Genomic DNA, 16,312 nt, shown 5'->3' on the forward strand with positions numbered 1-16,312 from the left:
CGACAGCCATGGTGTTTTCTGCAGTTGCTGCACGCGAGTGGTCACTCCATCAACGCGATGCAGGGGTTTCATCATGGAAATGTTCATCAGCTTGTTGGTTCAGATCATCAGCGGTGCCGTCGGTGGCAATTTGGCCGGCATGACCAAACAAAGCCTGGGCACCGGGCTCAATACCATGCTGGGGGGTGTCGGCGGGCTCGTGCTGGGCCAGGTCGTGGCCGCGCTGACCGGCACATCGGGCGGCGAGGCGCTGGATGTGGCGGCGGTCGGCAGCAATATCGTCGGCGGCGGCGTGGGCGGCCTGGTGCTGACCTGGGTCGTGGGCTTCATCAAAAGCAAGATGGCCGCCAAATAGCGGCGCACTGAGGGGTCACCGCCCTGATGTGGCGGTGACCTTCATGGCGTACGGTCGTTGTGGCCCAGGTCGCGGTGTGGGTCGATCTGGTCGCGCACCCGCTGCTTGAGCACCTTGGCTTCAGGGAAGCCACCATCCGCCTTGCGCTCCCAGATCTGCACACCGTCGCAGGTGATCCGAAACGCACCGCCGGTGGCCGGTTCCAGCGCCACCCGGCCGAGGTCATCGGCAAACGTACTCAACAACTCCTGCGCCAGCCACGCGGCGCGCAGCAGCCACTGGCACTGGGTGCAATAGGTGATGACAATCTCGGGTTTGCTCAGCGACATAATTTGAGAGGCTCCTGGTGTGACGGGCTCGGCGGATCGGATGGCTATAATACCGGCCTTTATCGCCCAGCCTCGAGATTCATGATGCGCCGCCTGTTGTCCTGCCTGTTCCTGTGCCTGCTCCCGCTTCTTGCCGACGCCGTTGAGACGCCCCGCCCCAAAATCGGCCTGGTGCTGTCCGGCGGTGCCGCCCGAGGCCTGGCCCATATCGGCGTGCTCAAGGCCCTGGAGGAACAGGGTATTCATATCGACGCGATTGCCGGCACCAGCATGGGCGCGGTGATTGGCGGGCTGTATGCGTCGGGCTACAAGATCGATGAGCTGGAAAAACTGGCCCTGGGCATCGACTGGCAACAGGCGCTGTCCGACGCACCGCCACGGGAAGACGTGCCGTTTCGACGCAAGCAGGATGACCGGGATTTCCTGGTCAAGCAGAAGCTCAGCTTCCGCGATGACGGCAGCCTCGGCCTGCCCCTTGGCGTGATCCAGGGCCAGAACCTGGCGCTGCTGCTGGAAAGCATGTTCGCCCACACCAGCAACACGCGTAATTTCGACAAGCTGCCGATCCCCTTTCGCGCCGTGGCCACCGACATCACCACCGGCGAGAAAGTGGTATTCAGCAAGGGCCACCTGCCCCAGGTGATCCGCGCCAGCATGTCGATCCCGGCCGTGTTCGCGCCGGTGGAGCTGGATGGTCGCCTGCTGGTGGATGGCGGCATGACCGATAACATCCCACTGGATGTGGCGCGTGAGATGGGCGTGGACATCGCCATCGTGGTCGACATCGGCACCCCGTTGCGTTCACGCAAGCAACTGGCAACGGTGGTGGACGTGCTCAACCAGTCCATCACCCTGATGACCCGGCGCAACTCCGAAGAACAACTCAAGGCCCTGCATCCCAAGGACGTACTGATCCAGCCGCCCCTGGCCGCCTATGGCGTGACGGATTTCGGCCGCGCCAAGGACATGATCGATGCCGGCTACCGCGCCACCCGCGCCCTTGACGTTCGCCTGGCCCATTTGCGCCCCGCCGAGCCGATCGACCCGCAACTGGTAGCCGCGCGTACCCCGGGCGAACGCACCCCGGTGATCACCGCGATCAAGGTGGAGAACGACTCGAAGGTCAGCGACGACGTGATCCGCTACTACATCCGCCAACCGTTGGGCCAACCGCTGGAACTTGGCCGCCTGCAGACCGACATGGGCACCCTGTATGGCCTGGATTACTTCGAGCAGGTGCAATACCGCGTGGTGAAAAAGGGCCAGGACAACACCCTGGTGATCAGCGCGCGCGGCAAACGCAGCGGCACCGACTACCTGCGCCTGGGCCTGAACCTGTCGGACGACATGCGCGGCGACAGCGCCTTCAACCTCGGCGCCAGCTACCGCATGAACGGCATCAATCGCCTGGGCGCCGAGTGGCTGACGCGGGTACAGATCGGTGATCGGCAGGAGCTTTACAGCGAGTTCTACCAGCCGATGGATACCGGTTCGCGCTATTTTGTCGCGCCGTATATCAGCGCCCAGGCACAGAACGTCGAGCTGATCCTGGACAACGACCCCATCTCCGAATACCGCCTGGAACGCTACGGCTTCGGCCTCAACGTGGGGCGGCAGATCGGCAACAGCGGCGAGATCCGCTTCGGCGTCGGCGAGGCCTGGGGCAAGGCGGATGTGCGCATCGGCGACCGCGACCTGCCAAGTGTGAGCTTCAGCGAAGGCTTCTATGAACTGAAGTATTCATTCGACTCCCTGGATAACGTGTACTTCCCCCACAGCGGCGAGGACATTGGCTTGGCGTTTCGCGAATTCGAACCGGGGTTGGGCTCGGACCAGCGCTATCGACAATGGGAGTTCAAGCTGGACAAGGCCATGAGCCATGGTCCGGACACCCTGGTACTGGGCGGGCGCTACGGGCGTACCCTGGATGATTCGGACGTGGTGATTTCCAGCTTCCTGCTGGGGGGTGCGCGGCAGTTGTCGGGCTTCCGCCAGGATGCGATATCCGGGCAGAACATCAGCTTGATGCGCGCGGTGTACTACCGCCGGCTGACACCGCGCTCCTACCTGCCGCTGGATTTCCCGCTGTACCTGGGCGCGTCCCTGGAACGCGGCCGGGCATGGAACAACGACAATGAATTCGACAGCGGCTATATCAACGCCGCGAGTATTTTCCTCGGGTTTGATACACCGCTGGGGCCGCTGAATTTCAGCTATGGCTTCAACGATGATAATCAGAAGGCGGTGTACCTGAACCTGGGGCAGACGTTCTGATACAACGCTGCACCCGTGTTGGAGCGGCTATTAATTGTGGTGAGCGGGCTTGCCCCGCGCTGGGCTGCGGAGCGGCCCTGAAACCAGGCCCTGCGGTTTTTCTGAAGAATCGCGGCGGGCTCATTGGGGCCGCTTCGCAGCCCAGCGCGGGGCAAGCCCGCTCACCACAGCAAGTCCCCCACATTTTGATCGTCACTTCACCTGGGATCAGGACTTTTCCAGGTTCGCCAGAATGTGCCCATGCACCCGCATGCAGACACGCATATCTTCTTCGTCAACGCCCATAAACAGTTCCTGGCGCAGAGCCGTGGCAATAGTCTCGATCTGCTCGATCAACGGCTTGGCGGTGTCACATAGCAAGATGCGCTTGGCGCGACGGTCTTCCACCACGGCCTGGCGTTGCACCAGGCCCTGGCCTTCGAGGCTGTCGAGCAACCGGGCCAGGGTCGGCCCTTCTACACCGACGCTTTGCGCCAACTCACGCTGGGTGGGAGCGTCTTCAAAACGGGCCAGGTGCAGCAGCACCAGCCAGCGCGCCTGGGACAGGCCCAGCCCGGCCAAACGGCGGTCGAGCTCGGCGCGCCAACCTCGGGACATTTGCGCCAGTTGCATGCCAAAACGGTGTTGATCGGTTAACGGCATAAAAAACTCATGGTTTAGACTGAAAATAAAGTATGGCTAATTATTAGTCAGCTAAGCATGAGCCATGTCACTAGGCAAGAGTTGCTATGTACTGATTCGTTACATTGTCGTAATTGGCACACTAAATTTCGAATTCAGACTGCAAAGCGGCCCGTACGCAGTACAAAACCCCTTCAGGCACACGCCCGACAAACAGCGGTGCTATCTCCGCAACCGGTGGCAATTCGCCTTCTCCGTCAAGGAATGCGTCCTGGATCTCGCCGAGCAAATCCTCCGGCAAATCAAGGGCCTGCTCCAGGGACAACTGCTGCTTGCCGATGGATTCGGCCAGCAAGGTGTAGACGTTTTTCTCCGAGCATTGCAGCTGGCCGGCGATCTGGATCGGGGTCATGCCGGCGCGGGCCAGGCTGATCAGTTCATGGCGAATATCGGCGATTTCCTTCGGCGCTTCGGCCTGGCCACCAAGCACTTCGAGGAATGCCTGGCCGTAGCGCTCCAGCTTACGCGCACCGACGCCGCTGACCCGTGCCATTTCGGCCATGGTGGTGGGCTGCTCGCGCAGCATCTCCAGCAACGTGGAGTCGGGAAAAATAACGTACGGCGGCACGCTGTGTTCCTGGGCCAGTTTGCGTCGCAGGGTACGCAGGGCTTCCCACTGTTCGCGCTCCTCGCCCCGTACAAGCTGGCTGGCCTGGCTGGTGCTGGTCTTGGCGGTGGTTTGCGGCTTTAGGTCGCGGCGCAGCTCCAGGCTCACCTCGCCCTTGAGCAACGGCCGGCAGCTGTCGTTCAGGCGCAGGCCGCCATACCCTTCGATATCGATGTCCACCAGACCGCGCGCGACCATCTGTCGGAACAACGAACGCCATTCGCCCTCGGCACGGGCCTTGCCGACGCCGTAGACCGAGAGTTTCTCGTGGCCGAAGCTGCGTACTTTTTCGTTGTCCTTGCCCAGCAATACATCCACCAGATGACCGACGCCATAACGCTGGCCGGTGCGATAGATCGTCGACAACGCCTGGCGGGCGGGCTCGGTGGCGTCCCAGGTCTGCACCCCATCGATGCAGTTATCGCAGTGGCCGCACGGTTGCGGCATGTCCTCGTCGAAGTAGGCCAGCAAGGTCTGGCGGCGGCAGCGGGTCTCTTCACACAACGAGAGCATCGCGTCGAGCTTGTGCTGCTCCAGGCGCTTGTGGCGCTCATCGCCTTCGGAGTTCTGCAGCATCTGCTTGAGCATCACCACGTCCTGCAGGCCGTAGACCATCCAGGCATCCGCCGGCAGGCCATCACGGCCGGCACGACCGGTCTCCTGGTAATAGGCCTCGAGGGACTTGGGCAGGTCCATATGGGCCACGAAGCGCACGTTGGATTTGTCGATGCCCATGCCGAACGCTATGGTGGCCACCATGATCAGGCCTTCCTCGTTGAGAAAACGCTTCTGGTGGGCAGCGCGCGTTTCGTTGGGCAGTCCGGCGTGGTACGGCAGCGCCGGGTAGCCCTGCTCGCAGAGGAACGCGGCCACTTCATCGACCTTCTTGCGCGACAGGCAATAGACAATGCCCGCATCGCTGCGTCGCTCGGAAAGGAATGCCAGCAACTGCTTGCGCGGCTGCTCCTTGGGTACGATGCGGTAGAAAATATTTGGCCGGTCGAAACTCGACAGGAACCGCTCGGCGTTCTGCAGGTGCAGGCGCTCGACGATTTCTTCACGGGTGCGCTTGTCGGCCGTGGCGGTCAGGGCGATGCGCGGGACGTCCGGGAACAGCTCCGCCAGTTGACCGAGCTGCAAATATTCGCGGCGGAAATCATGCCCCCATTGCGATACGCAGTGGGCTTCGTCGATGGCGAACAGGGCAATTTCCAGGCTCTGCAAAAACGCCAGCATGCGCGGCTGCACCAGGCGCTCAGGTGCCAGATAAAGCATCTTCACTTCACCGCGCTTGATCCGCGCGGCCAGGTCGCGTTGCTGCTCGGCACTGAGGGTGGAGTTCAAGGCGGCGGCAGCGACGCCAAGTTCTTCCAGGGTCGCAACCTGGTCGTCCATCAACGCGATCAGGGGCGACACCACCACTGCCAGCCCGTTGCGCAACAACGCCGGCACCTGGAAGCACAACGACTTGCCACCACCGGTAGGCATCAGGACCAGGGCATCACCGCCCTTGGCCACGCGCTCAATGATCGCACCCTGGCGACCACGAAAGCTGTCGTAGCCGAAGATGTCCTTGAGGACGCGTTGAGCCTGATCGAGCATGTATAACTCCAACAAAATAGTGCCGAAATCCCTCTGTACAGGCTGGTCGAAAAAATACGGGCTCACGGAAAATAATCCGTAAGCGAAGTTTTCTCGACCTGGCGCTTGGCCTGCAGGGGCATCACAAAACGCGGCAGTATACCCGAGCGTCATCCGGCAAAGGGCGCCGCTGACGAATTGCAGCCCGTCTCTAAAACCTGGCAAATATGCACGCCGACTGGCTTGGGCGCGCAAGAAAGCCTAGAATTCAGCATCGTTTATTCCCAAGGTAGTCCTTCAATGTCCTTCGCTGAGCAACTAACCCGCCTGCAAGCCTTCCTCGACGCCGATGAGCTGCATGACGAGGCGCTGGACTACGTGGCCGCCCACGGCTACCTGACCGCCCTGTCGATCTGCTCCGAGGTCGTTCCCGACCGTGAATGGATCGACGCACTGTTCGCCGAAGAGCCGCACTACGCCGACGCCGCCCAGCGCGAAGAAATCGAATCCACCCTGCTGGCCCTCAAGGCTCACATCTCTCGCCAACTGGCCTCCGATGAAGAGTTCGAGTTGCCGTGCGAGCTGGACCTGGGCGAGGAGCCGGACGACTCCGACCTGCGCGGCTGGTGCATCGGCTTCATGGAAGGTGTGTTCCTGCGTGAAGCCGCCTGGTTCGAAACCGCCGAGGAAGAAGTCAGCGAAATGCTTTTGCCGATCATGGTCGGCTCGGGGCTGTTTGAGGAAGAAGCTGAATTTTCCGACATCGCCGCCGACGCCAACCTGATGGACGACATGATCGTACAGATCCCCGAAGCGCTGACCGCCCTGTACCTGCTGTGCAACGCCCCTGACGAAAAACCGGCGATCCTCAAGCCACGCCACCACTGAGTCGCTTGCCCGTGACACCCATGGGCAATCGCTCGCTGCTCCTGCGCTACGTGCTGCTGGCCATCGGCTGGCTGAGCGTAGCGTTGGGAGTGATCGGTATTTTCCTGCCGGTATTGCCGACCACCCCCTTCCTCCTGCTCGCCGCCGCCTGCTTCGCTCGAAGCTCCCCGCGTTTCTACCAGTGGCTGGTGGAACACCCGCGCCTGGGCCCCTGGATTCGTGACTACCTGGACGGCAACGGCATCCCGCTCAAGGGCAAGGTCTACGCCATCGGCCTGATGTGGCTGAGTATCGGTTTTTCCTGCTACCTGGTGCCGTTGCCATGGGCACGTGGCTTCATGTTGACCAGCGGGGTGCTGGTGACAATCTACATCCTGCGCCAGAAAACCTTGCCACCGCGCTGAGCGCCCCCTGCGACATTAGATCCCACACGACCTTGGTCGACACTGACTAACCCCAGGCATCATGCGAGACTGTCCAACCGGGCCTGGAATGCCTGGGTGTTCTCATGCTCGGAGTTACCATGACGCTGTCCAGCGGGCTGATCGCCGCCGTTGCCCTGGCCTATATGGCCATTATGTTTGCCATCGCCTTCTACGGTGACCGCCGCCGCGCGCCGCTGCCGCCGCGCATGCGTGCCTGGGTCTATAGCCTGTCGCTGGCCGTCTACTGCACCAGCTGGACCTTCTTCGGCGCCGTAGGCCAGGCCGCCGAACAGCTGTGGGCGTTCTTACCGATCTACCTGGGACCGGTGCTGTTGCTGGTGTTGGCACCCTGGGTCCTGCAGAAGATGATCCTGATCAGCAAGCAGGAAAACATCACCTCCATCGCCGACTTCATCGCCGCACGCTATGGCAAATCCCAGTCCCTGGCGGTGGTGGTCGCGCTGATCTGCCTGGTGGGCGTGCTGCCTTATATCGCCCTGCAACTCAAAGGCATTGTGCTGGGGGTCAACCTGCTGATTGGCGCAGGTGCCGATACCACCGGCACCCGAGCCCAGGACACGGCGCTGATCGTGTCCCTGGTGCTGGCGCTGTTCACCATTGTGTTCGGTACCCGCAACCTCGACGCCACCGAACACCACCGCGGCATGGTGCTGGCGATTGCGTTTGAATCGTTGGTGAAGCTGTTCGCCTTTCTCGCGGTCGGGGCGTTTGTGACCTACGGCCTGTACGACGGTTTCGGCGACCTGTTCAGCCAGGCGATGCTCGCGCCACGCCTGGAGGAATACTGGAAGGAAACCATCAACTGGCCGTCGATGGTGGTGCAGACCGGCGTCGCCATGATGGCGATCATCTGCTTGCCTCGGCAGTTCCATGTGACGGTCGTGGAGAACATCGACCCCCAGGATCTGCGCCTGGCCAAGTGGGTGTTCCCGGCCTACCTGATCCTCGCCGCGCTGTTTGTCGTGCCGATCGCCTTGGGCGGCAAAATGATGCTGCCCGGCTCGGTGCTGCCGGACTCCTACGTGATCAGCCTGCCCATGGCCGAAGCCCACCCGGCCCTCGCCGTGCTGGCGTTTATCGGCGGTGCGTCGGCGGCCACCGGCATGGTGATCGTGGCGAGCATCGCCTTGTCGACCATGGTCTCCAACGACATGCTGCTGCCCTGGCTGCTGCGCCGTTCCAGCGCCGAGCGGCCGTTCGAAGTGTTCCGCCACTGGATGCTGTCGGTGCGCCGGGTCAGCATCGTGATCATCCTGCTGCTGGCGTATGTCAGCTACCGCCTGCTGGGCTCCACCGCGAGCCTGGCGACCATCGGCCAGATCGCGTTTGCCGCGGTGACTCAACTGGCCCCGGCCATGCTTGGCGCACTGTATTGGAAGCAAGCCAACCGACGCGGTGTATTTGCGGGGCTGGCGGCGGGTACGTTCCTGTGGTTCTACACCTTGGTCCTGCCGGTTACCGCGAAAAGCCTGGGTTGGTCCCTCGCCATTTTCCCGGGGCTGACGTGGATGCATTCGCACCCGCTCGGTTTGTCCGTCACCTCACTGACCCTGGGCACCGTGTTCTCCCTGGCCGGTAACTTCACGCTGTTCGTGTGGGTGTCGATGCTGTCGCGCACACGTGTCTCGGAACACTGGCAAGCCGGGCGCTTTATCGGCCAGGAAATCAGCCAGCGCGCCAATGCCCGCTCGATGCTGTCGGTACAGATCAGCGACCTGCTCAGCCTGGCCGCGCGGTTTGTCGGCGAAGAACGGGCCCAGCAGAGTTTTATCCGCTTCGCCTATCGCCAGGGCAAAGGCTTTAACCCCAACCAGAATGCCGACAACGACTGGATCGCCCACACCGAGCGATTGCTGGCCGGTGTGCTCGGCGCATCCTCGACTCGGGCCGTGGTGAAAGCGGCGATCGAGGGGCGGGAAATGCAGCTCGAGGACGTCGTACGTATCGCCGACGAAGCCTCGGAAGTGCTGCAATTCAATCGCGCGTTGCTGCAGGGCGCTATCGAGAACATCACCCAGGGCATCAGTGTGGTGGACCAGTCCCTCAAGCTGGTGGCCTGGAACCGGCGTTACCTGGAGTTGTTCAATTACCCGGACGGGCTGATCAGCGTAGGCCGACCGATTGCCGACATCATCCGCTACAACGCCGAGCGCGGCCTGTGCGGGCCGGGGGAAGCCGAGGTCCACGTGGCGCGCCGCCTGCATTGGATGCGCCAGGGCCGCGCGCATACCTCAGAGCGGCTGTTCCCGAATGGGCGGGTGATCGAGCTGATCGGCAACCCGATGCCCGGCGGCGGCTTCGTCATGAGCTTCACCGACATTACCGCGTTCCGCGAGGCCGAGCAGGCACTCACCGAGGCCAACGAAGGCCTCGAGCAACGGGTGACCGAGCGCACCCACGAACTGTCGCAGCTCAATGTGGCGCTCACCGATGCCAAGGGCGTTGCCGAGTCCGCCAGCCAGTCAAAGACGCGCTTCCTCGCGGCCGTCAGCCATGACCTGATGCAACCGCTGAACGCCGCCCGCCTGTTCTCCGCTGCCCTTTCCCACCAGAACGACGGCCTGTCCAGCGAAGCCCGGCAACTGGTACAGCACCTGGACAGCTCGCTGCGTTCGGCCGAAGACCTGATCAGCGACCTGCTGGATATCTCGCGTCTGGAAAACGGCAAGATCAACCCGCAGCGCCAGCCCTTTGTGCTCAACGAACTGTTCGACACCCTCGGCGCGGAATTCAAGGCCCTGGCCCAGGAACAAGGCCTGCGTTTTCGCCTGCGCGGCAGCCGCTTGCGCGTCGACAGTGACATCAAGTTGCTGCGACGGATCTTGCAGAATTTTCTGACTAACGCTTTCCGGTATGCCGACGGCCCGGTGCTGCTGGGCGTACGTCGGCGCAAGGGCGAGCTGTGCCTGGAAGTCTGGGACCGAGGCCCTGGGATCCCGTTGGATAAACAGAAGGTGATCTTCGAAGAGTTCAAACGCCTGGACAGCCACCAGACCCGCGCCGAGAAAGGCCTGGGCCTGGGTCTGGCGATTGCCGACGGCCTGTGCCGGGTGCTGGGCCATCGCCTGAGCGTGCGCTCATGGCCCGGCAAGGGCAGCGTGTTCAGCGTGCGTGTGCCGCTGGCACGCAACCAGGCCAGCCCGCAGGTCAAGCCTACCCAGGAGAACGGCCTGCCGTTAAGCGGCGCGCAAGTACTCTGCGTGGACAACGAAGAGAGCATCCTGATCGGTATGCGCAGCCTGCTGACACGCTGGGGCTGTGAAGTGTGGACCGCCACCGACCAGGCCCAATGTGCGGCGCTGCTGGAGCAAGGCGTACGCCCGCAACTGGCACTGGTGGATTACCACCTCGACCACGGTGAGACTGGCACCGAGCTCATGGGCTGGCTGCGGGCGCAAATGGCGGAGCCGATTCCCGGCGTGGTCATCAGTGCCGACGGCCGCCCGGAGATGGTGGCAGAGGTGCATGCGGCGGGGCTGGATTACCTCGCCAAACCGGTGAAGCCCGCCGCGCTGCGGGCGTTGCTGAGTCGACACTTACCGCTATAAACCGGATGTACTCAGTCAACATGTGGGAGGGGGCTACACCCCTTCCACCTTTCGGATTGTGTTTATTCGGGAAGGTGCGCCACGCCGTCGGCGTCGGTCATCGCCCGCTCCAGCAAATCCGCCGGCAGGCTTTTGCTGGCACGCGCACCGAGCAACCTTAATTGCTCGGTGCGACTGACCAGGTTTCCGCGCCCATCTGTCAGCTTGTTCCGCGCCGCGCTGTAAGCCTTATCCAACTGCTGCAGACGATTGCCCACCTCATCCAGATCCTGGATAAACAGCACGAACTTGTCGTACAGCCACCCGGCGCGTTCGGCGATTTCGCGGGCGTTCTGGCTTTGACGCTCTTGCTTCCAGAGACTGTCGATCACCCGCAGGGTGGCGAGCAGCGTCGTTGGGCTGACGATCACGATATGCCGGTCGAAAGCTTCTTGGAACAGATTCGGTTCGGCCTGCAAGGCCGCGGAAAAAGCGGCTTCGATCGGCACGAACAACAACACGAAATCCAGGCTGTGCAGGCCTTCCAGGCGTTTGTAATCCTTACCGGCCAAGCCTTTGACGTGATTGCGCAGCGACAGTACGTGCTGCTTCAAGGCTGCCTGGCCGATCACCTCATCATCCGCTGCGACATACTGCTGGTACGCGGTCAGGCTGACCTTGGAGTCCACCACCACCTGCTTGTCACCGGGCAGCATGATCAGCACATCCGGTTGGAAGCGCTCACCGTCCGGGCCCTTTAAGCTGACCTGGGTCTGGTACTCGCGGCCCTTCTCCAGACCGGCGTGCTCCAGCACCCGTTCGAGGATCAGCTCGCCCCAGTTGCCCTGGGTTTTCTGGCCCTTGAGGGCGCGGGTCAGGTTGGTGGCTTCGTCTGACAGACGCAGGTTCAGCTGCTGCAGGCGTTCAAGCTCCTTGGCCAGGGAAAAGCGCTCGCGAGCCTCGTTCTGATAGCTCTCTTCCACGCGTTTTTCGAAGGACTGGATGCGTTCCTTCAAGGGGTCGAGCAACTGGCCCAGGCGCTCCTGGCTGGTCTCGGCAAAGCGCTGCTCGCGCTCATCGAAGATCTTGCCGGCCAGCTCAGCGAACTGCGCACGCAACTCGTCCCGCGAGCCTTGCAGGTCGGCGAGGCGCTGCTGATGGCTTTCCTGCTGCTCGCGCAGTTCGGCGCGCAAGGCGGCCGACAGTGCGTCGAGGCGGCGTAATTCGGTTTCCTTGGCGCTGCGGTCAAGGTTCCAGGCGTGGGCGGCGTCGCGGGCGTTGTCGCGATCGATCTGCAACAGCTCGACCTCGCGGCGCACTGCAGCCAGGTCAGCTTGCTTGGCGGCGTTGGCCTGGCTCAGATCGCTGATTTCATCGCGACTGGCATCCAGTTGAGCGGCGAGGCCCTCCTGGGCCAGTTGCGCAGTGGCCAGGCGCTCTTCGAGCAGTTCCCAGCCAGTGGTCCGCGCGGTCAACCGCCGCTGAATCTGCCAGCACACCGCCAATAAAGGCACTGTGGCGCCAGCCAGGCCCAGGGCAACACTGGTCCAGTCAAAAACCATAGCCATTTCTGCCATCACCGAAAAGGAGCAAGGTTAACCAAGCGTAGAGCGTGAGGACAGCTCAGTCTTCGACCTGACCCAGTTCCCGTTGGGCACGGCGGTCACCGGCACGGGCGGCCAGGCGCAGCAGATCGTGGCCGATGCGGCGGTCGCGGGCGTTGCCGCACTCGCGGCACATCAATTGGCCCAGACGGCTTTGCGCAGCCACTACGCCCTCACGGGCCGGCTGCTTGAGCAAGCGCCCGGCGAAGTGTTTGATGTTGGTGCTATGGCCCAGGCGTGGGCTGTCGAGCAACCACAGGGCGACTTTCAAGGAAAAACGCTTGGGTGCGGTAACAGTCTGGGGGGTGTCGGTAACAGAAGGTGATACTAAGCGAAACTTCATAAAGCACTGTGGGACAGAACGGAAGGCGCGCCACTCTACTCTTTTTTTCGCACAGGTAAAGCTGAAAAAACCCGGCACGCCCGTTCTAGAGCAAGCGCTTGGGACAATCCACAGAAGCTGTGGATAACTCAGTGGACAACCAGCCTTTAACTCGCGCAAAGGCCCATGGAACGGGGCCCACAGTCAAACTGACGATTTTTTCACCAATAAAAAAAAGCCAGATTTTTCATTGACTTAAATTTCCATTGCAGGCAAATGGCGGCCCTGTCCAGCGATTGACAGCCCGGTTACACACGCCGCAACTAATGTGCACAAGTACCGATCCGATGGTTATATCCCCGGCTTTTTTTGAAGCGATAGCCTTCAAAAATGTTACCGCCGAGGCAAAACAGGGACTTTTCAAATCTTTGCCAGCTCGCCACACTGCCCGACGGACAACACAACGCTGAGTGGGCCGATGAAAGGAATGCTGTTATTCGCCGTGTTGTTACTGGCCATCTGTGCCATTTCATTAGGGATAAATGTCGTACTGCCATCCCCGGATGGGGCGTTGTTTGCCATCGCCATCCTGCTATCGGCCGCGTTCACCGCCGTGAGCCTGTGCATCGAGCTGGGTGAAGGGCGTATCGATGACATGGGCGATGTGATGAAGATGGTCGAGACCGGCCAATCCTTGCGCCTGACCCTGGCCGCCTATGGGTTGGGTTGTTCCCTGGCCGCCGCCGTCACGGTGCTGGTGTATCGCGGCCTGCTGGGCGGCTGATTGAAGTTTTTTGACTAGCACGCTTCCATTGCCTGTTTCAATCCGTTACTATCCGCAGCGTTAGTACCAAGCTGAAAGTCAATTCTGGTCGAACAACTCCCCTGAACAACACGGGATCGACCACCTCGATGGTTTCCAGGTATCACTTGCGACGACACTGCCTTTGAACAAGCAAAGGGTGCCGCGAAGTTTTAATACTCTGACCGAACCAACCTGCAAATTGATCAGGATCTTCACCCCGGGCCCAGAACCTTTGCCCTTGTTGTGTTGCCTGCCCTCCTAAGTACCTACCTGCCAGCCCAAGCGCGCCTAACTTAATCAGCGCTTCAAACTGGCTGCTTTGTTCCAGTCGGGTTCTTCGTTTGATCAATGGTGATCAACGTTACTGGAACGTTTTAACGTTGCACGGTTCTTATCCGTGTCATTTGTAGGAACACCAATAATATGTCCGCTATCCACACTCAGGATGCCATTCGCACCCTCACCAACGCTTTTGCCCCAATGAACTGCCTGATCATGGCCGCTCGCAAAGGCTGCTTCAGCTTCACCCTGGTCAACGAACACGGCATCGCCCGTCACAGCGAACGCCTGTACCCCGATCAATACTCCAGCGCTGAACCGCTGCAGGCCGTGATCGAGCGTACCCGTCAGGCACTGGTTGCCTGATCGACCCGAGTCGCTGAAACACAAAAAACCCTGTTTAAAACACAGGGTTTTTTATTGCCCGTCATTCTTGCCTCGAGTATTTGCACTAAGTTCAAATCGATATAAACGTTATAACTGGTTGAAGAAGATGTTTTAAAAACAGTCCTTTACCTCATGAATATGACACTACACTTCAACTCAAGCGGCATGATCCGCTTCCGACGAGCCTGAGAGCCGATCCACTGCTGCCAAGCCCCCTTTCTCAGGGCTCGTCGACCCTTTTCACGGATTGAGGCATGTATGGGTATCGCAGCCAGTGAATTGTGTCGCTATGTGATCCGGCCGACCTTGACGTACCTCGGCCAGCAGAGCCCAACGGCTGAGTCACTGCTGCTGGGTATCGCCGCCAGCCAGTCGGAATTGGGTTCTGCCCTGCATGATCGACGCGGCCACGGCCTGTACAGCATCACCGAACCTCGCCATCGCGCCTTGTGGGATAACTACCTGGCGCTCGATCCCGAGCGTGCCAGCCTGGTACGCGGGCTCGCCAGCCAACACGCCTTTCTCAGTGCGCCCCAACTGGAACTCACCGTAAACCTGCGTTATGCCACGGCCATCGCCTGGCTCCTGGTCGAACAACACAGCCCCGCCCTGCCACCACCCGGTGATGTTTTAGCCATGGCGCGTATCTGGAAAGAAATATTTCATCCTCAAGGAAGGCTGCGGGATTTCACCCAGGCCTGGCAAACCTGTGTTTCGCCCTTGAATCACGTGGCCTGCTGACCGGGCAATTTGCAAGATTCGGCAAAAAAGCCGAATTTTGGTCGGATTGTCCTACAAAACCGCTCTATCTCCTGCATTACAGCCTATAGCGCGATGTTAATTTTATTGATACTTTCCGCTGCGGTGATCACCACGGAGTTCTAATAATGAAAAAAGTAATGCTCAAGACCACACTTAGCCTCGCCGTTGCCATGGCATCCTCCCAACTGTTCGCAAGCGGTTTCGCACTGAACGAACAGAGCGTCAGCGGGATGGGTACGGGTTTCGCAGGTCGCTCCTCTTCTGCCGATGATGCAAGCACTGTCTACGGTAACCCGGCCGGTATGTCCCGTCTGAATGGCCAACAAATCACCGGTGGTGTCGCTGCCATTGATGCGTCGACCGATATCAGCAATACCGGTGGCAACTCTCGCGGTTCCAACAAAGGCGACATGGTTCCGTTCACCGCGGTGCCATTCGGTTTCTACACCAACAAACTCAACGATCAGTGGGCTATCGGCTTCGGTGTATACGCACCGTTCGGCCTGGTGACCGACTATGAAAACGGCTTCCAGGGTCGCGGCTTCGGCAGCAAGAGCGAAGTGAAGGTCATGACCTTCCAGCCAACTGTCAGCTATGCGTTCAATGATCGTGTATCCATCGGCTTTGGCCCGACCATCAACCGGATTTCCGGTGTGCTTGAGTCGGACAAGACCCTCAGCCCGCTTGCCTCCGACACCAACGTCAAAATCAAGGGTGACGATACCGCCCTGGGTTTCAACGTCGGCGTATTGGTCCAGGCCACCGACACCACTCGCGTGGGCCTGACCTACCACTCGAAGGTCAAGTACAAGCTGGAAGGCCACACCACGGTCAGCGGCCCAGCGGCCACTCAACCGTTCCTGCGTAACAACCGTTACGACGCTTCGTTGAAAATCGACACCCCAGAGTCCTACGACCTGTCGGTCACCCAAGACCTGACCGACGCCTGGAAACTCTACGGCGGTGCAACCTGGACGCGTTGGAGTCGCCTGAAAGAGATCACCGTCAACAACGAAGGCGTAACAGCTGCAGGCGGCTTACTGGCGCCAAGCCAACTGGGCTCTATCACTGAAGAACAAAATTGGCACGACACCTGGGCCTACGCCGTGGGTACCTCGTATCAGTTGACCAAGCAAGTCGTGCTGCGTACCGGCCTGACCTTCGACCAATCCCCGGCCAACAACACCGATCGTTCGCCGCGCATCCCGACGGGCGACCGTACGATCTTCAGCGTGGGCCTGGGCTACAAAGTCATGGATAACATGACCGTCGACCTGGCGTATTCGTACCTGAAAGAAGAAGACGTCAAGATCAACCAGACGGCTAACGCCCCGTCGACAGCCAGTTACCGCGCCAAGTACGAAAACAGTGCCAACGGTTTCGGCCTGGGCATGACCTACACCTTCTGATCCGGACGGGTGTAAAAAAGCCCCGCTCTCCTGCAAGGGAGGCGGGGCTTTTCAGT

Annotated in this window: 14 protein-coding genes; 9 read left to right on the forward strand and 5 right to left on the reverse strand. The window is 60.8% G+C overall.

Going from position 1 to position 16,312, the window contains the following annotated elements:
- The first annotated feature begins 73 nt into the window (after positions 1–73).
- On the forward strand, positions 74–355 hold the full coding sequence (locus tag F6S08_RS22465) for a hypothetical protein (RefSeq protein ID WP_027603827.1): 282 nt from the start codon (positions 74–76) through the stop codon (positions 353–355).
- A 41-nt stretch (positions 356–396) separates the two neighbouring features.
- Here F6S08_RS22465 and F6S08_RS22470 read toward each other — a convergent pair whose 3' ends face one another.
- Positions 397–684: a SelT/SelW/SelH family protein gene (locus F6S08_RS22470; RefSeq protein WP_027603826.1), complete on the reverse strand. Its 288-nt coding sequence runs from the start codon at positions 682–684 to the stop codon at positions 397–399.
- Positions 685–768: 84 nt separating this feature from the next.
- Between F6S08_RS22470 and F6S08_RS22475 the strand changes: the two genes are divergently transcribed.
- Positions 769–2,958, forward strand: a complete 2,190-nt coding sequence (locus tag F6S08_RS22475) for a patatin-like phospholipase family protein (protein ID WP_065924938.1) — start codon at positions 769–771, stop codon at positions 2,956–2,958.
- Between the two features lie 207 nt (positions 2,959–3,165).
- Here the strand turns inward: F6S08_RS22475 and F6S08_RS22480 are convergent, their stop codons facing one another.
- On the reverse strand, positions 3,166–3,600 hold the full coding sequence (locus F6S08_RS22480; RefSeq protein WP_092486562.1) for a MarR family transcriptional regulator: 435 nt from the start codon (positions 3,598–3,600) through the stop codon (positions 3,166–3,168).
- A gap of 121 nt (positions 3,601–3,721) precedes the next feature.
- Positions 3,722–5,848 (reverse strand): DNA helicase RecQ, encoded by a 2,127-nt coding sequence (gene recQ, locus F6S08_RS22485; RefSeq protein WP_315872363.1) that lies wholly within the window; start codon positions 5,846–5,848, stop codon positions 3,722–3,724.
- A gap of 279 nt (positions 5,849–6,127) precedes the next feature.
- On the opposite strand from recQ, the gene F6S08_RS22490 reads away from it, so the two are divergent.
- The 3 genes from F6S08_RS22490 to F6S08_RS22500 all read left to right on the forward strand — a co-directional run bounded on the left by F6S08_RS22490 (position 6,128) and on the right by F6S08_RS22500 (position 10,709).
- Positions 6,128–6,715, forward strand: coding sequence for a YecA family protein (locus F6S08_RS22490; RefSeq protein ID WP_027603822.1), 588 nt, complete (start codon positions 6,128–6,130; stop codon positions 6,713–6,715).
- A gap of 20 nt (positions 6,716–6,735) precedes the next feature.
- Positions 6,736–7,119 carry a YbaN family protein gene (locus F6S08_RS22495; RefSeq protein ID WP_315872364.1) on the forward strand — a complete coding sequence of 128 codons (384 nt, stop codon included), beginning with the start codon at positions 6,736–6,738 and terminating at the stop codon, positions 7,117–7,119.
- A 119-nt stretch (positions 7,120–7,238) separates the two neighbouring features.
- Positions 7,239–10,709: a PAS domain-containing hybrid sensor histidine kinase/response regulator gene (locus F6S08_RS22500; RefSeq protein ID WP_065924935.1), complete on the forward strand. Its 3,471-nt coding sequence runs from the start codon at positions 7,239–7,241 to the stop codon at positions 10,707–10,709.
- A gap of 62 nt (positions 10,710–10,771) precedes the next feature.
- On the opposite strand, the gene rmuC is transcribed toward F6S08_RS22500, so the two are convergent.
- Both rmuC and F6S08_RS22510 read right to left on the reverse strand, forming a co-directional pair.
- Complete coding sequence (gene rmuC, locus F6S08_RS22505; protein WP_174562748.1) at positions 10,772–12,136, reverse strand: DNA recombination protein RmuC; 1,365 nt, start codon at positions 12,134–12,136, stop codon at positions 10,772–10,774.
- Positions 12,137–12,311: 175 nt separating this feature from the next.
- Positions 12,312–12,635, reverse strand: a complete 324-nt coding sequence (locus tag F6S08_RS22510; RefSeq protein WP_315872365.1) for a sel1 repeat family protein — start codon at positions 12,633–12,635, stop codon at positions 12,312–12,314.
- A 457-nt stretch (positions 12,636–13,092) separates the two neighbouring features.
- On the opposite strand from F6S08_RS22510, the gene F6S08_RS22515 reads away from it, so the two are divergent.
- The 4 genes from F6S08_RS22515 to F6S08_RS22530 all read left to right on the forward strand — a co-directional run bounded on the left by F6S08_RS22515 (position 13,093) and on the right by F6S08_RS22530 (position 16,256).
- A complete protein-coding gene (locus tag F6S08_RS22515) occupies positions 13,093–13,398 on the forward strand; it encodes a hypothetical protein (RefSeq protein WP_065924933.1) in 306 nt (101 codons plus the stop codon).
- Between the two features lie 444 nt (positions 13,399–13,842).
- The gene (locus tag F6S08_RS22520) at positions 13,843–14,064 is read left to right on the forward strand and encodes a hypothetical protein (protein ID WP_010563939.1); all 222 of its coding nucleotides are present in this window, start codon (positions 13,843–13,845) and stop codon (positions 14,062–14,064) included.
- Positions 14,065–14,343: 279 nt separating this feature from the next.
- Positions 14,344–14,826, forward strand: coding sequence for a hypothetical protein (locus F6S08_RS22525; protein ID WP_065946840.1), 483 nt, complete (start codon positions 14,344–14,346; stop codon positions 14,824–14,826).
- 146 nt (positions 14,827–14,972) lie between these two features.
- On the forward strand, positions 14,973–16,256 hold the full coding sequence (locus tag F6S08_RS22530; RefSeq protein WP_065924931.1) for an OmpP1/FadL family transporter: 1,284 nt from the start codon (positions 14,973–14,975) through the stop codon (positions 16,254–16,256).
- Positions 16,257–16,312: the final 56 nt, after the last annotated feature.

It is taken from the genome of Pseudomonas sp. JV449, from assembly GCF_032424295.1.
GTDB lineage: Bacteria > Pseudomonadota > Gammaproteobacteria > Pseudomonadales > Pseudomonadaceae > Aquipseudomonas > Aquipseudomonas marginalis.